The 18,506-nt window shown below is 46.0% G+C and carries 14 protein-coding genes; 10 read left to right on the forward strand and 4 right to left on the reverse strand.

Annotated elements, in window-relative coordinates; genetic code table 11:
• The first annotated feature begins 12 nt into the window (after positions 1-12).
• Together ACMXI2_RS13905 and ACMXI2_RS13910 are read left to right on the forward strand one after the other, a co-directional pair.
• On the forward strand, positions 13-933 hold the full coding sequence (locus tag ACMXI2_RS13905) for a helix-turn-helix domain-containing protein (RefSeq protein WP_483782162.1): 921 nt from the start codon (positions 13-15) through the stop codon (positions 931-933).
• A gap of 82 nt (positions 934-1,015) precedes the next feature.
• Positions 1,016-4,150: an AsmA family protein gene (locus ACMXI2_RS13910; RefSeq protein ID WP_483782163.1), complete on the forward strand. Its 3,135-nt coding sequence runs from the start codon at positions 1,016-1,018 to the stop codon at positions 4,148-4,150.
• A 31-nt stretch (positions 4,151-4,181) separates the two neighbouring features.
• On the opposite strand, the gene ACMXI2_RS13915 is transcribed toward ACMXI2_RS13910, so the two are convergent.
• The gene (locus tag ACMXI2_RS13915) at positions 4,182-5,321 is read right to left on the reverse strand and encodes a redoxin domain-containing protein (protein ID WP_483782164.1); all 1,140 of its coding nucleotides are present in this window, start codon (positions 5,319-5,321) and stop codon (positions 4,182-4,184) included.
• A gap of 367 nt (positions 5,322-5,688) precedes the next feature.
• On the opposite strand from ACMXI2_RS13915, the gene ACMXI2_RS13920 reads away from it, so the two are divergent.
• Entirely contained in the window at positions 5,689-6,021 is a 333-nt protein-coding gene (locus ACMXI2_RS13920) for a hypothetical protein (protein ID WP_483782165.1), read from the forward strand.
• 44 nt (positions 6,022-6,065) lie between these two features.
• Here the strand turns inward: ACMXI2_RS13920 and ACMXI2_RS13925 are convergent, their stop codons facing one another.
• On the reverse strand, positions 6,066-7,334 hold the full coding sequence (locus ACMXI2_RS13925; protein WP_483782166.1) for a cation:dicarboxylate symporter family transporter: 1,269 nt from the start codon (positions 7,332-7,334) through the stop codon (positions 6,066-6,068).
• Between the two features lie 101 nt (positions 7,335-7,435).
• Complete coding sequence (locus ACMXI2_RS13930) at positions 7,436-8,326, reverse strand: alpha/beta hydrolase (RefSeq protein ID WP_483782167.1); 891 nt, start codon at positions 8,324-8,326, stop codon at positions 7,436-7,438.
• 60 nt (positions 8,327-8,386) lie between these two features.
• Here ACMXI2_RS13930 and ACMXI2_RS13935 point away from each other — a divergent pair, with 60 nt between their 5' ends.
• The 3 genes from ACMXI2_RS13935 (at position 8,387) to ACMXI2_RS13945 (ending at position 10,945) form a co-directional block, all read left to right on the forward strand.
• Positions 8,387-9,664: a hypothetical protein gene (locus tag ACMXI2_RS13935; protein WP_483782168.1), complete on the forward strand. Its 1,278-nt coding sequence runs from the start codon at positions 8,387-8,389 to the stop codon at positions 9,662-9,664.
• A 4-nt stretch (positions 9,665-9,668) separates the two neighbouring features.
• Positions 9,669-10,376, forward strand: a complete 708-nt coding sequence (locus ACMXI2_RS13940; RefSeq protein WP_483782169.1) for a DUF6320 domain-containing protein — start codon at positions 9,669-9,671, stop codon at positions 10,374-10,376.
• A 104-nt stretch (positions 10,377-10,480) separates the two neighbouring features.
• On the forward strand, positions 10,481-10,945 hold the full coding sequence (locus tag ACMXI2_RS13945; RefSeq protein WP_111578402.1) for an NUDIX hydrolase: 465 nt from the start codon (positions 10,481-10,483) through the stop codon (positions 10,943-10,945).
• Between the two features lie 74 nt (positions 10,946-11,019).
• Here ACMXI2_RS13945 and ACMXI2_RS13950 read toward each other — a convergent pair whose 3' ends face one another.
• Positions 11,020-11,877, reverse strand: a complete 858-nt coding sequence (locus ACMXI2_RS13950; protein ID WP_483782170.1) for a serine hydrolase — start codon at positions 11,875-11,877, stop codon at positions 11,020-11,022.
• A 248-nt stretch (positions 11,878-12,125) separates the two neighbouring features.
• Between ACMXI2_RS13950 and ACMXI2_RS13955 the strand changes: the two genes are divergently transcribed.
• The 4 genes from ACMXI2_RS13955 (at position 12,126) to ACMXI2_RS13970 (ending at position 18,494) form a co-directional block, all read left to right on the forward strand.
• On the forward strand, positions 12,126-12,512 hold the full coding sequence (locus ACMXI2_RS13955) for a VOC family protein (RefSeq protein WP_483782171.1): 387 nt from the start codon (positions 12,126-12,128) through the stop codon (positions 12,510-12,512).
• A 121-nt stretch (positions 12,513-12,633) separates the two neighbouring features.
• Positions 12,634-13,038, forward strand: a complete 405-nt coding sequence (locus ACMXI2_RS13960) for a DUF1801 domain-containing protein (RefSeq protein ID WP_483782172.1) — start codon at positions 12,634-12,636, stop codon at positions 13,036-13,038.
• A gap of 50 nt (positions 13,039-13,088) precedes the next feature.
• Positions 13,089-14,363, forward strand: coding sequence for a hypothetical protein (locus tag ACMXI2_RS13965; protein ID WP_483782173.1), 1,275 nt, complete (start codon positions 13,089-13,091; stop codon positions 14,361-14,363).
• Between the two features lie 525 nt (positions 14,364-14,888).
• Entirely contained in the window at positions 14,889-18,494 is a 3,606-nt protein-coding gene (locus ACMXI2_RS13970; RefSeq protein ID WP_483782174.1) for a SusC/RagA family TonB-linked outer membrane protein, read from the forward strand.
• Positions 18,495-18,506 lie beyond the last annotated feature (12 nt).

The following is an 18,506-nucleotide window of genomic DNA, read 5'->3' on the forward strand; positions in this document are numbered from 1 at the left end:
TAATCCGGGTGTATGAAAAAAGAAGAAAGAAATCCTCCTCATATATTTAATTCCATTTCAGCGTTGCACCAGGCGCTGGGACTTCCTAAACCATTGCATCCTTTGCTGAGCCTTGTAGACTACAGTGATATCAAAGCCGATATCACAGAAATCGGGAAAGGAATGATCCTGAATTTCTATAAGATATCCTACAAAAAAGATTTCAAAGGCAGGATAAAATACGGGCAGGGACATTATGATTTTGATGAGGGTGGACTATCGTTTGTACTGCCCGGACAGGTGATTGCTGCCAGCGCGGAAGAAGCTAACTACGGCGGATATACACTGTTATTCCACCCTGATTTTATCAGGAACTACCCGCTGGGTAAAAGCATTAAAAACTATGGCTTTTTCTCCTACGCTGCATCGGAAGCATTGTATCTCTCCGAAAAAGAGAAAGAAATCATTACTGGTATCTTTAAAAATATTGGTCATGAATTATCCTTATCGATCGATCATTTCAGCCAGGATATCATCCTGTCACAGATAGAGCAACTGCTCAATTACAGCAACCGTTTTTACAGCCGGCAGTTCATTACCAGGAAAGCCCTGCACAACGATCTGCTGGCGGAACTGGAAGCCCTGCTCACTGATTACTTTAACAATGATGAGGCATTGATGAATGGAATACCTTCCGTTCAATACCTGTCGGACAAACTACAGGTGTCCCAACGCTATTTAAGCGATATGCTTCGTCAGCTTACCGGGCAAAACACGCAGCAATACATCCACCACCACCTCATTGAAAAAGCAAAAGAGATATTAAGCTCCGGAAATCTTACTATTGCCGAAATAGCCTACAGGCTGGGCTTTGAACATCCGCAGTCTTTCAACAAACTCTTTAAGAAAAAAACGAATGTGTCGCCACTTGCATTCCGGCAGTCCTTTCATTAGGAGCGCTTATTTGCTTTCCGACCATAGCGCAATTTAAGCGGGCTCATAAAAAATAACTACCTTTAGCGCGTAACCATAGGCTATGCGCAATGCTATCGTAAAAAGAACAGCTATAAAGACATTGAAAATTATTTCAATATCAATCGCTGCTATCTTTCTTTTATTATTTTTGCTTCCCGTTCTTTTTCCAACGGCCATCTCCAATAAAATAAAAACATGGACCAATAATAGTATTACCGGGGATCTGAACTTCTCCCGTGCACGGCTGTCGTTTTTCAACCATTTTCCCTCGCTGACGCTTACCCTCTACGATTTTAGCTTAAAGGGCGCCGCTCCTTTTAAACAGGATACCCTGATAGCGGCCAACGAGGTAGCACTTGGTGTGAACCTGTCCAGCATTTTTTCCAGCGCCATCAACATCGATGAAATTTACCTGACCCGGGGAGATATTCACGTATTGGTAGATGCCGCAGGACATCCGAATTATAATGTATACAAATCCGCGCCAGCCACCGCCGCCAGCAAAGCCGACAGCGGCAGCGCCTCCCTGAAAATAGAACGCATACAGCTGGAAAACTGCAACATCATTTATGATGACCAGTCCCTGCCCATGTACATCCAGGCCAAAGATGTGAACTATACCGGTAAAGGCGATCTGAGCAAAGCGCAGTTCGACCTGCACTCACGGGTTAGCATCGGCGCCTTTGACCTAACCTATGCGGGTACCTCCTATATCCTGTCGAAAAAATTAAACGGAGAACTGATCACCAAGATCAACACCAACTCCCTTGACCTGATTTTTGAAAAGAATGACCTGAAACTGAATGAGCTACCGGTACGATTGAACGGCTCCTTCGGATTCCTGAAAAACGGCTACCGGATGGATTTCCGCCTTAGTTCGATGGAATCAGGCCTGCATGCCATTTTCAGCGCACTCCCCGCGGAATACGTGACCTGGATGAATAAAACAGATATACAGGGAACCGCCGATGTGAATGCCAGCCTGATCGGGCAATACATCGCGGAAACCAACACCATGCCCGATGTAACCTTCAACATGAAAGTAAGGGAAGGCATAATTACCAATGACAAAGCCCCTGCTCCAATAAAGCATCTCTTCCTCAATTTCCAGTCGAGGCTGCCACAGCTTAACCCCGACAGCCTTTATATCAATGTGGATTCTATCTTCTTTAATATTGATAAAGATTATTTCAGCTCTGTGATCCGTGTACAGGGACTTGCCACACCCGACATTCACGTAAAGCTGAATACCGACATCGACCTGGAAAAATGGAACAAGGCGATAGGCGGACAATCCTTTGATATGAAAGGGAGGCTGCAGGCACACCTGCAGGCCGATGGCAGGTATGCCAAAGGTGTTGTATACCGCGGCCTCCGCAAGCAGGCGGATACGGTGATCACCAGCGTTCCCGCATTCAGCCTGAAGTCCACCCTGCGGAATGGCTACTTCAAATTCACGTCCATGCCACAGGCGCTCAATAATATCAGCTTCAATGTGGACGCCGGCTGCCCGGATAACGACTACGCACATACGTATCTCAACATTGCCGACATCAACGCGGATATGCTGAGTAACTACATCAAAGGTTTCTTCCGGCTTCACAACGCGCAGGAACCAGTGATTGATGCGCAGCTCGCATCGGTATTACATCTCGGCGATATCAAACAGTTTTATAAAATGGACAGCCTGGATGTAACCGGCGATCTGAATATCAACATCGTCACAAAAGGCAGCTATGTACCCGCAAAAAGACTGTTTCCCGTTACCACAGCCAAACTGGCCATGAATAACGGTACCGTACAAACGAAATACTACCCCCAGCCTATTCAGAAAATAAATGTAGACGCCACCATTACCAATACCACCGGCACCATGCGCTCCCTGCAGGTAGATCTCAAACCGGTGGCCTTTGAGTTTGAAGGACAACCCTTCATGCTAAAGGCCGATCTCAATAACTTTGATGATCTCCGGTATAACATTACTTCCAACGGTATCATCGACCTCGGCAAAATATATAAGGTGTTTGCATTGCAGGGCTACGATGTACAGGGCTTTATAAAAACCGACCTCTCACTGCGCGGCACGCAAAGCGATGCCACCGCCGGCAGGTACAATAAATTAAACAATAAAGGTTCGCTGGTGGTGAGGAATATTGTTTTAACCGCCGAACTATTCCCGCTGCCATTCAATATTAAAAACGGCGTTTTCCGTTTCGACCAGGACAAAATGTGGTTCGATCAGTTCAATGCCAGCTATGGCAAATCGTTTATTACGCTGAATGGCTTTCTCAGCAATGTAATCGGTTATGCTACACAGAAAAATCAAACGCTGCATGGCACATTCGATCTGAAAAGCAATTACATCCTGGTGGATGAACTGATGGTGAACGGCGACACGAAAACTGCCGGCAAGCCCGCCACTACGCCCTCCGGCGTTGTAATGGTACCCGCTAACCTGTCGCTGGTACTGAATGCAGCCGTGAATAAAATAAACTTCCAGGGCATCGCCATCGACAGCTTCCGCGGACAGCTCAATGTAGACAGCAACAAAGTACGCCTGAGTAAAACGGGCTTCTCTGTTATTGGCGCACCGGTAGAAATGGAAGCCACGTATGTAAGTATTCAGCCTAAGAAAGCAACATTCGACTATCACATCAGCGCAAAAGAATTTGATATAAAACGGGCCTACAACGAAATAAAGATCTTTCATGATATCGCCTCCTCCGCATCCAGCGCCAGCGGCATAGTGGGACTTGATTACCAGCTTAGCGGTAAACTGGATGAAAACATGCACCCGGTGTACCCTTCCCTGAAAGGAGAAGGCGTACTGTCTGTGAAGAAAATAAAGATGAAAGGCTTTAAACTGTTCAACGCCATGAGCAGCTCTACCGGCAAAGACGAAGTGAAAGATCCCGACCTCTCTAAAATAGATATTAAGTCGACCATCAAAAATAATATCATCACCATTGCCAGGACAAAAATGCGGGTAGCCGGCTTCCGCCCACGCTTTGAGGGACAGGTGAGTCTTGATGGGAAACTGAACCTGAAGGGCCGCCTGGGACTGCCGCCCCTTGGCATCTTCGGTATACCCTTCAACGTTACCGGCACACAGAGCAATCCCAAAGTGCAGCTACGCAAGGGTTCCGGAAAAGATAACCTCGACGAAACGGCAGATCCTGATGAGACGCAAAATTGAGGATGCGCCAGCTATGTTATAAACTGCCTTGTTAGTTCTCTTTGAAGATCCGTGCAAGTTCCTCCTGGAGGTGATCTTCCCGGAGATTTTGTGCAATGATCTTACCGGTGGGATCAATCAGGAAATTAGCGGGAATGGAACGGATGCCATATTGTTGCGCCACCACGTTATCCCAGCCTTTGAGATCCGACACCTGTGGCCATGTCAGCTGATCACTTTCTATTGCTTTCAGCCAGGCGTCTTTCTGGCCGGGCATATCCAGCGATACGCCCAATACGGTAAATCCTTTCTCTTTGTATTTATTGTAGGCTTTCAGCACGTTGGGGTTTTCCTTGCGGCAGGGGCCACACCAGCTGGCCCAGAAATCAAGTAATACATAGTTGCCCCTGAATGAGGAGAGCTTTACTGCTTTGCCATCGGGGGCGTATTGTGTAAAGTCGGGCGCCAGCTTGCCCATTTCTGTGTTTGTTCTGGAGGCGAGTAAAACCGGGATTCTTTTTCCCAGGGGAGAATTTTTCAGATGGGGGGCCAGGCGTTCATATGCCTTCCCTGCTGCTGCAGCCATTCCAGGATGGGCGGCTGCCTGGGTAAGACTCACCACGCTGAGATAAGATGCCGGGTGTTTTTGGGCAAACTCCAGGTAAACCTGGTACGACTCCGTAAGTAGCTGGTTTTCGCGCGCTACGAAAGCATCATATACTTTTTTGTCTTTCTGCCGGGCTTCCGGCAGCGCTTCAAATTCTTTTGTCAGCGCAGTAAACTGCTCATCATTTTTTTTCAGCATAGACCGTAGCACCGCCTGCTGATCGTTTACAGGCGAGCCTTTGATCACAATGTTTTTCAGTGAATCACGGGATTCCACGGTAAAGGCGGCGGGTTCCAGGTATAGCCTCACGTAGTCCATTTGTTGGCCCGCTGTCAATCGCTGCACATAGGGATTCTGGTTAAGAAATAACCCTGTGTAAACCGGGTATTCCAGTTTTCCCCTGAAAACAAAACGGCCATCTGTCACCATTGTGGAATCTGTGATCCGTTGATCTTCCACCTGGTAAACAAGATAAATTTTGTCGCCATTATGCAAACCATCTACCTTTCCGCTCAGCTCAAAGTGATCCTGGGCGTGGAGGGAAAAAGGGTATACACTGATAAGCAACAATAATAATTTGCGCATAGGATGTTATTTTAACGTTTATGGGTAACCGGTAGTTGAATATTCTGTTGAACCATTCTGTTCTTTCCAATACTATCTGTTTACTTAACTTAAAAATAATGATAATAAGTGATTCCTATAAAAAAATAAACAGCTATCAAACATTGCTATATCACGTTAGGAATGCCAATAATATTTTTTAATGATGAATATTCTTATTAATTTCATCGCCGTGAAAATAACCATATATGAAACCCGGAAAACCCAGATCCTTTTTCATTGATCACTTATTGTTATAGTTGTTGCACCGTTGTTGGCTCCTAAACTTATATCCTGCAGGATTATCAGGTAATTATTTATTTATTCTTCACCCTCAAATTTTAATCAAATGGGGCTTATCGTTTTTTATGAAGGCAACAATGCCACCCAGAACATTGTACAAACAGTAGAAGACGTTCCCGGCCAGGATTTCGAGCCGGTACATAATGATGGAATCCGTTCCTTAAGACTATATGGTGTAAGGCCAGGTTGCAGCATCAGGGCATCTGATTTACCAGACGGATCTGTGAACGATGACTTCTGCATTATTAATGTAAAAAAGGATTCACCTGAGTATTTGGTGAATATTTTTGAACGAAGCTATGAAGATGAATTTGTGGTGGTAACACTCATACCGAGCAAAGGCATTAATGGCAAAGTAGCCCGTGTAAAAATAAACTGATAAATGAAAACAGCCGGCTCTCCATATCAGGGCCGGCTGTTCTGTTAGTACATTTCCTCTGCATACTCTACGGCTTCTTCCGCCGGTGGATGAAATTCCTTTTCACTTTTTGCAATAACTATGGTAGCCACGCCATTCCCTATAATGTTAGTGATGGCACGCGCTTCGCTCATAAATTTGTCTACGCCCAACAGGAAAGCAAGCCCTTCTACCGGAATTTTATGAATAGCCGTAAGTGTGGAAGCCAATACTATAAAGCCGCTGCCGGTTACGCCTGCGGCGCCTTTCGAGGTAACCATCAGTATTCCTATAATAGTGAGGATTTCCCCGATAGCGAGATGTACATCATATAGCTGGGCAATAAAAATAACAGACATCGACAGGTAAATAGAGGTACCATCCAGGTTAAAGGAATAGCCGGTTGGCACTACCAGTCCTACTACCGATTTACTGCAACCCATTTTTTCCAGCTTCAGCATGATAGAAGGCAAGGCCGATTCTGAAGAGGAAGTACCCAGTACCAGTAAAAGTTCTTCCCTGATATATTTAAGAAAACGCCAGATGCTCATTTTATAGTACTTCAAAATACCACCGAGTACCAGGAAAATGAAAACGGCCATCGTCAGGTATACAGTGCCCATTAATTTGGCCAGTGGTACCAATGTATGCAAACCGAACTTGCCAACGGTATAGGCCATTCCTCCGAAAGCCCCCAGCGGAGCCAGGTACATCACATACTTCAGTGCCTTGAAAACCAGTTTGGAGAGTTTACCCAGGCCCCTGATCACCACCAGCCGGTATTTCGAGTAATTGAGCAATACCCCGATGATGATAGCGGCTACCAATACCTGCAGCGTCATATTACTCAGAAAGAAGGAAAGCCAGTCGAAACTCTTTGCTGCACCGGAAGTATATTTGGAAGCATTTTCAATTTGCAGGCTCGACTTATCAATTTTTCCCGGCTTGATCAATAATGCCATCAACACACCGGCGGCCAGTGAAATAGTGGAAACTACCTCAAAATAAAGAAGCGACTTAACACCAATACGACCCACTTTTTTCAGATCATCCATTCCGCTGATGCCCAAAACAATGGTCAGGAAAATAATCGGCGCAATAAACAGCTTGATAATATCGATAAAGGTTTTTCCTATGATTTCCATCTTTACACCGGTGGCAGGCGCCAGGCTGCCTAATAATACTCCGGCAATAATAGCAATGAGCACCCAAAAGGTGAGATTGGTAAAGATCCTGGTGTACAAACTCCGTTTTACGGCTGCTTCCGGCTGATACGATGCTATATCTTCGTGCATGGATGCTATCAATTTAAAATTCCCGTCAAGTAACGAAATTTTAGCCGCTTATTTTAGCACCGGTCGTATATTTATTTTACTGGATTTGATTGCCCCCCATTTTATAACCCGCCGGTTTCAATAATGGAAATGATTTGTTGCCGTGCCTGTTTGGATTCAGGTAAGTTAACGAGCATCCAGTCGTGCACCATACCCGGATACTCCACATAAATAAACTGTACCTCTTCCGGATCGATCATTTTCTTCAGTTTGCGCGCGTCTGCCACCAGGATTTCCCGGGTCCCCACAAAAACAGAAATATGCTCCAATCCCTTAAACGAACCATAGATGGGGCTAAGCAGGTAATGGTCCAGCGGCGCATTGCCGGCATAGATCCTGCCGGCCTGTAAAAGCCCTTCCAGTCCTATAAAGGGATCCTGCGTAATGATTTCATGTATTTCAGGATTACTGAGACTGATATCCAGCCAGGGCGAAAGCAGGATCAGCTGCCCTGGCTGCGGCAGCTGTTCCTTTACCAATAACTGGCATAAAGCCAATGCCAGGCCGCCTCCTGAAGAGTCGCCCATAACAATCAGATCTTCCTTTGCTACTTTTTCAAGTAGTTCTTTGTAAAGCGCCAGGACCATATTAAACGTATCCTCAAAGGTAAAGTCCGGGGCTAACGGATAATCCGGCGCAGAAACGGTGCAATGTGTGGCCGCGATCAATCTGGTCATGAATGACCAGTGGTGAGAGGTAAAGCGTTGTACATAAGCGCCCCCATGCAAATACAGAATATGCTTCCGCCCTCTCCCGGCGCGGGATTGCAGGGTAAAAACAGGATGGTCGTTTATCAGACGTTTATCCACTACACAAAATTTGTATACCTTAGCTGTTGGTTCCGGACTACTATAAAAATTTTGCCTGCCTGCGGCCAGCAGTGTTTTTAAAAAATGCTTCTTCCCGATTAACCGGAGAAAAAAAGCGAATAATTTACTTTGTATACTGGCCAAATTGATCTGTTTTAAATATGACAGCGGTGTTGCTGGCATAATATTTACAATCGGTAAGGTATGCCTAATATTCAAACAAACGACTTCTGGCTCCGCCTGGATAATGCAGCAAAAATTTATCCGGCAATCAAGGATAAAGAGTTGACCTCTGTTTTCCGCGTGGCTGTTGTATTAAAAGACCGGGTCAAGGCAAAGGCCATGCTGGAAGCCGTTAATGAAATTGAGAACCGTTTCCCCTATTATAAAGTAACACTTAAAGCAGGCTTTTTCTGGTATTACCTCGAACAGCAACACGGCCCCATCCCGGTAGAGGCAGATTTGGGGACACCCTGCCGCGCCTTCAAAAAACGGGAACTGATGTTCCGCATACTGGTAAAGGAAAATAAGATCAGCGTTGAATTTTCGCACATCCTGACAGATGGCACCGGGGCGTTTGAATTTCTGAAGACATTACTACTGGTGTATTTTGAAAAATGCTCTATTCCGCTTGCTGATAAACCGGAATTTTATGATCCCGGGAAAAAGCCGGCGCCGGAAGAATATGAAGATGCCTATAGCAGGTATTTTAAAAAGATTGATGCGCCGCATATAAAAACGCCCGGCGCGTTTCATGTTCCCTTCTCTTTAAAAGGAAAACCCAGGTTCAGTGTGCTTACGGCCATCATGCCTATAGCCCAGCTTTCAAAAAAGGCAAAGGCGCTGGGAGTGAGCCTCACCGTATATCTCACCGCTGTTTATCTCCACGCACTCCAGCAAATTCACGAACAGCAACCCCGGTTAAAAAAGAATATCAACAGGAAAATATTACGTATTGAAGTGCCCCTTAACCTGCGCAAGTTGTATCCCACACAGTCTATGAGAAACTTCTCGCTGTATATACTTCCACAGATTGATCTCCGGCTGGGACATTATACGTTTGAGGAGATCGTTAAAACAGTATATCACCAGATGCAACTGGAAACCGATCAGAAGCTGATCAATAAAATGATTTCGCGCAATGTGGGCGGTGAACGCAATACGCTTGTCAGGAATATCCCGCTTTTCCTGAAATCACTGTTCCTTTCCAGGCTGTATATTATTGGCACGAAGCAATATAGTGGTGTGGTAACCAACCTGGGAAAGATAGACCTCGGCGCGGATGCCAATCACCTGATTAAGCAGTTTATATTTATAGCGCCGCCGCCCAACAAGGTATTGAGAGTAAATTGCGGCGTTGCCGGATTTGGCGACAACCTCGTATTAAGCTTTGGTAATATCACTACATCCAAAGAACTGGAAAGATATTTTCTGACATTTTTAACGCATCAGGGCATCGCTGTTAAAATAATAAATTCGTGACCATATGAAGTATTGTAATAACTGTGGCGTAATACTGGAAGATGATATGCAGGTATGTCCGCTGTGTGGTTACGAAGCCGGTACAAGCAGCGCAAGCCCTGGACCCCTTGACAATAGCAGGAATACAGCAATGCAACCGGCTGCAACGCTCACCAGGCAGCAAAAGAAACTGGTGTGGGAAATTGTATCCCTGGTGCTGATTTCCTCCATTGTGGCAGCGCTGCTCATCAATCTTATTATAAATAAAACCATTTCCTGGTCGGAATATCCCGTGGCTGTTTGTCTTACTATTTTCTCGTATGTTTCTTTCTTTGCCTTCTGGTCTGGTAGCAGTACGGCCCGTATGCTGGGAGGATTTATCACTTCAGCGGTTCTTTTACTGCTGCTGGATGCGTTTACCGGCGGGCTCAGCTGGGCTGCCACCATCGCGATTCCTGTACTACTGGTAGCCAGTCTTATTACCGCCATTTTGCTTGACGTCATCCGGCGTACGCTTTCGAAAGGTGTGAATCTTATTGCCTATGCGTTTATTGGCAGCGCGGTATTGTGCGTAGCCATAGAAGGCATACTGTCTTTTTACCACACCGGGAAGATTCGCCTGGAATGGAGCCTCATTGTTTGTTTATGCGTGCTATTGGTGGCTATTGCTTTATTATTCCTGCACTTCCGGTTAAAGAAAGGCAGGAGCCTGGAAAAAACTTTTCACCGTTAATTACAGTTTATATACTTCGCTGCCTGCCAGCAGGAATTTTGCGGTCTGGTATGGGGATTGTTGTAAGTTTGATCCGGAAGTTCACCGTATAAATTCTTCACCATATGAAACAAAGCGCCGGCATTTTGCTCCTCCGTTCTGCTGACAACGGGCCTGAGTTTTTCCTGGTACATCCGGGTGGTCCTTTTTTTGCAAAGAAAGACGCCGGCTGGTGGACCGTTCCCAAAGGAGAAATTATGCCGGGCGAAGATCCGCTAAACACTGCTGTCAGGGAGTTTGAAGAAGAAACCGGTTATAAGCCGGCTCCTCCTTTCACCCGGCTTACCTCCATTACGCAAAAAGGTGGCAAGCAGGTACATTGCTGGGCTGCATTCGGCAACCCCGATCCTGCGAAAATAGTAAGCAATACATTTGAAATAGAGTGGCCTCCTAAAAGCGGGAAGCACAAAACCTATCCTGAAATAGACAAAGCCGGTTGGTTTACCTCGCAGGAGGCCGTAAAGCTGATCAATGAAAAACAGGTGCCGTTTTTGGAAGAAGTATTGCAGCTGGGATTTACGGCTTTATAAAAACCCGGCAAGATGGGGCCGGGCTTCCCTATTTATACGATCGTATTGAGCACACCACCATTCTCTTTAAAATTTTAATGTCTGAAATACTTCCACAGGTAAGCAGAAATATTCTTAATCAGCACCTGCGCTTCGTTATCATCTGTCCAGCGCTGATCTTTATTATTTTTGGTGCCCACATAAAAAACATATTCCCCACGCGGTTCATTTACCAGTATCACTTCGGACCTGGACGCATCCAGTGAACCGGTTTTATGCGCGGCCTGCACATAAGGCGGAATAGCCGACAGGCCGGTTTCATCATAATATCCGTGGGTCATTAACCGGTACATCCGTTCGGAAGCTGCTTTGCTGATCACCTCTCCATTACGGATCTTCACCAGCAGGGTAGCCATTTCGCGGGGGGTAGTCATGCCCCAGCCATATACCTTCCAGATTTCCGCGCGCCCGGGAGTGCGGGAATTTACCCGGGTAACCGCAAGTCCATATTGCTCCATCAGCTCATTGATGCGTTGCCCCCCTCCTGCCAGCAACTGGTTCCAGATGGAAGCAGTATTATCGCTGTAAGACATCATCAGCGCCAGCAGCACACTCAACTCCGTAGCGGTGCTGTCTTTAAAGAACTGCATCAGTCCCGATCCGCCATATTTAATGGAATCCCGGTAAATCAGCGGCTGATGATACTTCAGCTCGCCCTTCTCAATTTTATCAAACATGCCCACGAGGATAGGAATTTTCACAATGCTGGCCGTAGGAAAAATAGTATCGGCATTGATCGCTGCATACCTGCCGGTTCTCAGGTTCTTCACATACACCCCTACATCACCGTGAAACCCGGTGATGATATCCTTCAACCCCTTTTCAAGTTTACGGTCTTCCTGCGAAAAAGCCAGTGCAGGAATTAATATCAGTAACAGCAACCATTTATGCATATGTAAGGAAATGTTTGCTTTAAAGTAGCGAATTTACTTTAAACAGGCATCTGGAATATTCGTAAGCTTTATGCCCTTTGTACTATAAGAATGGCAGAAATACCCCCTGAAGATTTCACAAATTGCCACCCTGATTAATAAGTTTATGGACTATTTTTGAGACGCTGATGAGCATTCCGAAAGAATGTTCCATTTTTATAAATCCGGCGCATCAAAAAGAAAAGCTATTAAACATAAAACCGTTAGTTATGAAAGCAAAAAAAATCTGGGCCAATTTCAGTGTCCAGAATTTAGAACGAACCACTAAATTCTATCAACAACTTGGGTTTAAATCAAACGGAGCGTCGGAGCAACTGACCAGCTTCTTCTTTGGTGAAGAAAACTTTATCATCCATTTCTTTTTGAAGGATGTACTTGAACCCGCCATAATGGGACCAATAATTGATACCAAAGCAGGAAATGAAATTATATTCACCCTTTCTGCTGATACAAAGGAAGAAGTTGATAATTGGGAGAAAGAGGTGCAGCAGGCGGGGGGAACAATCGTTTCCAGGCCGGAAGAGTTTGGAAAGGGTTATTATGGCTTCGTGTTTGCTGATCCTGATGGTCATAAGTTTAATGTATTTCACATGTAGTATCAATATTGTCCGGCTGAACCAGCCAGGTAAAAAAGTAAGGGGTGCTGTTGGGAGCACCCTTTTTGTTATTTTGTCGTTGCTATCCTGCTTTTTTGCAGCAGGTACAAAACCACTTGCTATGAAACCGCTTCAAACATCGCCGGGGAATGCAGCAGTAGAAGAAATCCTTAACCGGTATGACGAAAATATTTCGGCATTGGCATTTCAGCTCCGGGTGTTTTTACTGGAGCATCTTGAAAACATTACTGAGCAGGCCGACCAGCCGGCGAACATCGTGGGCTATGGCTACGGCCCCGGGTATAAAGATATGATCTGTACTATTATGCTGTCCAAAAAAGGCGTGAAACTGGGCTTTTATAAAGGCTCGGAGCTGCCCGACCCGGCTCATCTGCTCACAGGAACAGGTAAAGTGCATAAATTTGTGGAGATCCGTTCAGTAAAAGACATCCGGGAACCCGCGTTGAAAAATTTATTGAACGAGGCGATTAAAGCTCATCAGGATCGCCAACGCCATCAGATTTGAAAACTTTTTCTTACCTTAATGAAGTCTCCCTCAAAAGTAAACCATATGCTATGAAACAAGCGAATAGCAAATCCTCTTCGAATCAACCCCAGGGGCGTTCTGTTGCCGGAAACCTGGCTGGGTCAGGAGGCATATCCCTGCCGGCAGTACCATCCCAGTTTTCAGCACAACAAGTAGTTCAGCGTGCGTACGACGGTTCCCGGAGTATGCAGGATAAAAAAGTGCAGGACCTGCTCAAAGATCTGGGTGAAATATTTGAGGGATTACATAATGAACGTTCTAAAGAATATCAGAAATTTAAGAGGATGATCGAATCAGGAAGGGATTATGACCAAATGGAGATCACTAACATACTATTGGGAGAGCCTGAAGAAGACCAGGAGGAAGGAAATGAAGAAGACCTGGAAGAAGAAGGTGAAGAAAACGAGGAAGGTGAAGAAAACGAGGAATGGGAAGAAAACGAGGAATGGGAAGAAGAGCAGGACTTTTATGATTACCAGGAACCAGTAAAAGAAAGTAAACCAGCAGCGAAAGGAGTCGAAAAAGAGAAAGAAAGCAGTAAAGCGGAAATGAAGGATGAAGGGGAAAAATTTGTCATTGTAAAACCGATCACCATTGATTTTAAAGCGGTGGTACTTTGGGCAGGTACTCAGTTAACAGAGTTTCAGATAACAGCCATCAAAAACGCCGCAATAGGCCATTCCGACCCTGATGTGGATCAGGGAGGTGCAGAGGGGTGGTCAAAGACCGTCTTTAGTAAGGTACGGTTTCACCCGGATGAGGATATGGACAACCTTCACAAAGGAAACGTCAAAGATAGCGGGGTGCAACAGGCCGTGGAACAGGAAAGCATACATGCCAAACAGGTAAACGACATCGTTAAAATATTAGGCTCCCTGGGAGCGCATGTACAAGTATTCCGCCCCGCTGATAACCTTTTGATACGACGGGAAAATCCCTATATTCAAAATAGCTGGATACCATATGCAGGTGATTTTTCCAATGTTCAGCCATTTATTGACAAATCCGCTAAAACCGTCCTGGTTACTGTCGGGCACGGATTTCCTACGGGCAGAACCAACTTCCCGGCACAAGGCATGCTTCTACAATCCGAGATCCAGCAAAAATTAAAGCTCCAGTCAGATGGCAATGCAGTCATGTATATTCCCTTACAGTGCTATCCCGGCATGGCTGTTAAGGAAGGGTCAAAGATAGGCTGGCATTCCAGGAGTATTCCCTCCGACCAGGTATCCAGTGATGGCGAAATGCGGCAATGGGTAGAGTGGCAATTATTAAAAGAAGTATACGAATGGTTGAATGCGTAGAGACTCCCCTTTCTTGACCGGAATTCTAAATTTCTCATTTTTATGCCACCCTGCAAAAGTGATCATTTTCAATAATTGTGCACATGAGATATACCCGTTACTTCGCAGATGCCTCTGCAATACTTCGGATATGGGTATCTCATGGACTATCCATGCACTATCTATACACTCCTCATGCACTCCTCATGCACTCCTCATGCACTGTTAATGCACTATCCATGCACTATCCCCCCTTCATATGGGTGAGATCGCTTACTCATACTCCTGCTTCGTTAACCTGTATTGATAAACGCTTTTATAAATATCGTCTACTTTATACTGGTCCACCAGCTCCCCTTCTTTTACCAGGCCGTTATTGATTAAAGTCCTTTCCGATGCACCGTTATCTGTAAAAACTGTAGCAAAAATTTCATGAAGATGCAGGGTCCCTTTTCTGATAGAAAAATGAAGGCCCGAAGGATTCCTGGCCCCCCTTCACCCGTTTTAAATAAAATCATGTCTCTAATAGATACCAAATGCTACGTTATGAAGCTAATTCCACCCAAATGGAGTCCTTTCCTGCAAGGACTGCTGCTCTTCTTTTGGCTTAATCAGCCGGTTGTTTTTGCGCAGGGGCAAAAACAGGTAACCCTGAAAAGCGGGAATGCCGCCATCAGCCTGGCAGACATCTTCAAAGCCATCCGGCAGCAAACCGGTTACACCGTTTTTTATAACAACCTTATTCTGAACGATAAGGAAAAAATGAAAGTGGACTTCAACGGAAGCGATTTACCGGCAGTACTTAATACGGTATTGAAAGATAAAAATATCGAGTGGACATTTAACGATACCTATATTATCCTGAAGAAGAAAGATAATGCTGCTTCACCTTCCCCTAAACAGGAAAAGCTGCAGGGCAGGGTTACGGACGATACCGGCCAGCCCTTAGCCAGGGCGTCGGTGCGGATTAAAAATACAACGGCGGCGGCGGTTACAGATGCTAACGGAAATTTCTCCATCGCCCTGCCGGAACCCACCGGCACTTTACAGATCGGCTTTATTGGGTATGAGCCGCTGGAAGTACCGGTTAACGACCTGCACTTCCAGGATATCAAATTAAAGCCCGCTAACAGCGGCCTCAATGAAGTAATTGTGATCGGCTATGGCACTACCACGCGTAGAGACCTCACCGGATCTGTAGGCAAGGCCAATGTGGAAGACATGCAGAAAGCCCCCGTAGCCTCTTTCGACCAGGCACTGGCCGGGCGCATTGCCGGCGTGGAAGTAAGCTCCAACGACGGACAGCCGGGCGCCGCCTCCAAAATTGTGGTAAGGGGAAGCTCCGTGAGCCAGGATGGTTCTCCCCTGTTTGTAATAGACGGCTTCCCCATTGAAAATATGGATATCAACTCCATCAACCCAAATGATATCGCCTCCCTGGAAGTACTCAAAGATGCTTCTTCTATCGCCATTTACGGTGCAAGAGGCGCCAACGGCGTTATCATCATCAATACAAAAAGAGGGAAACCAGGCCCCCCAAGAGTTACTTACAGCTATGCACTGGGCATGCAGCAAATCACAAAGAAAATGGAGATGCTCAGCCCTTACGAATTTGTAAAACTACAACTCGAACTGGATAGTATCAGGAGTACACCCGGCACACCAGTCAATACCAATGCACTCATTTACCTCGATCCTGCGCACGGCATTACACTGGACTCCTATAAAAACAATCCGGGATACGATTGGCAGGACCTGCTGGTGCAAACCGGTCTTACCCAAAACCATTCCCTGAATATCAGCGCCGGCACCGCAGACACCCGGTATTCCATCAGTGGCAACTATTACGACCAGAAAGGAATTATCATCAATACCGGCCTGAAAAGATATGACGGCAAATTCACGCTTGATCAACGGCTGAATAAAAACATACGGATGGGCATCACCGCCGGATATTCCAATTCCACGTCTTATGGCACCATACCTGCCGCAGCTGCCAGCGGCGGCGTAGTTCAGGGCATGTGGCAATACCGGCCAGTTTCCGGCGTGGGCAACCAGGACCTGCTTAATGAAGTAATCGACAGCCTTGCACTGGAAGATTTCAACAACGGCACCTCCAATGCCACCCTGGGGAATAACCTTGTAAATCCGTTACTCCAGGCGCAGAATGAATACCGGAAAAGCATCAACAACACGGGCACTATTAATGCCTTCCTGGAATATACCTTCCTGAAAAAATTCAGGTTGAAAATTTCCGGCGGTTATAACGCCACCAACCTGAAATCCGAAACCTTTTATAACTCACAAACACAACAGGGCAATTTATTCAGAAACAAAGCAGGCGCTGTACCAAATGTGAACGGTATTAACGGTACTATCAACAATCAGCTGAACAGTAATTATCTCAGTGAAAATATCCTGAACTATAGAACTACGATCGGGAAAAAACATATGATTGATGCGCTGGCAGGTTTCACCTATCAATATGCTACTAACAACTATACCGGTTTCAGATCCATCAATGTGCCACAGTCGACCGAATACCTGGGCATTAAAAGCATTGGTGGCGGCACCGCCGCTTCGCCCAATTCAGGCGGTTCGCGCTGGCAGATCTTCTCTTTTTTAGGGCGGCTGAATTATGCCTTTGAAGATAAATACCTGTTCACCGCCACCGCGCGCTCCGATGGCTCTTCAAAATTCGCAGCAGGCAAGCAATGGGGATACTTCCCTTCCGGCGCCTTTGCCTGGAGATTTACGGAAGAATCTTTCGCAGCGGGCTTACGGTCGGTACTGAACGATGGTAAGTTCAGGGCCAGTTACGGCAGCGTGGGCAACAACAAGGTGGGCGACTTCAGCTACCTGGCTACCCTGGCCGGCGGCACACAGTTCGGTTATCCCTTCAACAACTCCTATACGAGAGGTACCGTACCTTTTGGAAACGGTAACGCCAACCTCACCTGGGAAACCACTACAGAACTGGATCTCGGGCTGAACCTCAGCTTCTTCAACGACCGGATCTCCGTGGATGCAGATTATTACAACCGGAAAACAAAAAACTTCCTGCTGCTGGTGCAAATTCCATATTTAGCCGGTTACAGTATCACTTCTTTCAATACCCAATACCAAAACACCGGGGAAATCAGCAATAAAGGTTTTGAACTCACCATCAACACCGTTAATATCAAAGGAAAAAACTTCAACTGGAGCAGTAGCTTCAATATTAGTTTTAATAAAGGAAAGATTGTTAAATTTTATGACGGCTTTGAAGTAATGCAAACACGCTACGATCTTCCTGGTGGTAACAGCACCACCGGCTGGATTGCCAAAGTAGATGCACCCATCTCGCAGTTTTATGGCTATAAATGGGCCGGCGTATATCAATACGATGATTTTGTTAAACAAGGCAATGGCAAATATATCCTGAAAAACGGCTTACCCGGCTATGCTACCGGTATTCAGCCCGGCGATCCGAAATACCAGGATATTAACGGCGATGGCGTAGTGGATGTAAACGACCAAACTACGCTGGGTAGCCCGCTTCCTATTCATACCGGCGGGTTCTCCAATAATTTTAACTATAAAAATTTCTACCTGAATATTTTCCTGCAATGGAGTTATGGCAATGAAATACTAAACGCCAACAGGATGGCCTTTGCTTCCACCGGTGGCTATTTCCCGAATGGCAACCAGTTTGCAGAGTACGCCAACCGGTGGACCCCAACCAATCCTACCAACGATGTGCCCAGGGCATTATACAACAACAGGGGCGATGCCGGCAGCTCTACGCCGAAAGTAACCTCCCGCTACATAGAAGATGGCTCCTTCCTGCGGCTCAAGACTATTTCGCTGGGATATGACCTTCCACCCGAACTTATCCGCCGCGCAGGCTTCAAAGGATTGAGAGCATATGTAGCAGCGCAGAATATTCTCACTATCACTAAATACTCCGGCATTGATCCGGAGGTGTCGTCTTTCAGGGTACAAAACCCTGCCAATGCACCGGGAAACACCCCCGGCGTTACCGCCACCAGCGGTACCGGTTATACGTTCCTGCAACCAAGCAGCAGTTACTCCGCCTTATCCGGCGGACTCGATTATACGGCTTATCCACGCGCATTTACACTCAGTTTTGGTATTACCGCTACTTTCTGATTCCATGTTTAA

Source organism: Chitinophaga sp. G7 BAM 1005 (genome assembly GCF_057126945.1).

Excerpts from the sequence above, each read along its gene's own strand:
- ACMXI2_RS13920 (WP_483782165.1), top strand. The coding sequence starts at position 5,689 with ATGGGGCTTATCGTTTTTTATGAAGGCAACAATGCCACCCAGAACATT.
- ACMXI2_RS13945 (WP_111578402.1), top strand. The coding sequence starts at position 10,481 with ATGAAACAAAGCGCCGGCATTTTGCTCCTCCGTTCTGCTGACAACGGG.
- ACMXI2_RS13955 (WP_483782171.1), top strand. The coding sequence starts at position 12,126 with ATGAAAGCAAAAAAAATCTGGGCCAATTTCAGTGTCCAGAATTTAGAA.
- ACMXI2_RS13970 (WP_483782174.1), top strand. The coding sequence starts at position 14,889 with ATGAAGCTAATTCCACCCAAATGGAGTCCTTTCCTGCAAGGACTGCTG.
- ACMXI2_RS13905 (WP_483782162.1), top strand. The coding sequence starts at position 13 with ATGAAAAAAGAAGAAAGAAATCCTCCTCATATATTTAATTCCATTTCA.
- ACMXI2_RS13925 (WP_483782166.1), bottom strand. The coding sequence starts at position 7,334 with ATGCACGAAGATATAGCATCGTATCAGCCGGAAGCAGCCGTAAAACGG.
- ACMXI2_RS13915 (WP_483782164.1), bottom strand. The coding sequence starts at position 5,321 with ATGCGCAAATTATTATTGTTGCTTATCAGTGTATACCCTTTTTCCCTC.
- ACMXI2_RS13950 (WP_483782170.1), bottom strand. The coding sequence starts at position 11,877 with ATGCATAAATGGTTGCTGTTACTGATATTAATTCCTGCACTGGCTTTT.
- ACMXI2_RS13960 (WP_483782172.1), top strand. The coding sequence starts at position 12,634 with ATGAAACCGCTTCAAACATCGCCGGGGAATGCAGCAGTAGAAGAAATC.
- ACMXI2_RS13940 (WP_483782169.1), top strand. The coding sequence starts at position 9,669 with ATGAAGTATTGTAATAACTGTGGCGTAATACTGGAAGATGATATGCAG.
- ACMXI2_RS13935 (WP_483782168.1), top strand. The coding sequence starts at position 8,387 with ATGCCTAATATTCAAACAAACGACTTCTGGCTCCGCCTGGATAATGCA.
- ACMXI2_RS13910 (WP_483782163.1), top strand. The coding sequence starts at position 1,016 with ATGCGCAATGCTATCGTAAAAAGAACAGCTATAAAGACATTGAAAATT.
- ACMXI2_RS13965 (WP_483782173.1), top strand. The coding sequence starts at position 13,089 with ATGAAACAAGCGAATAGCAAATCCTCTTCGAATCAACCCCAGGGGCGT.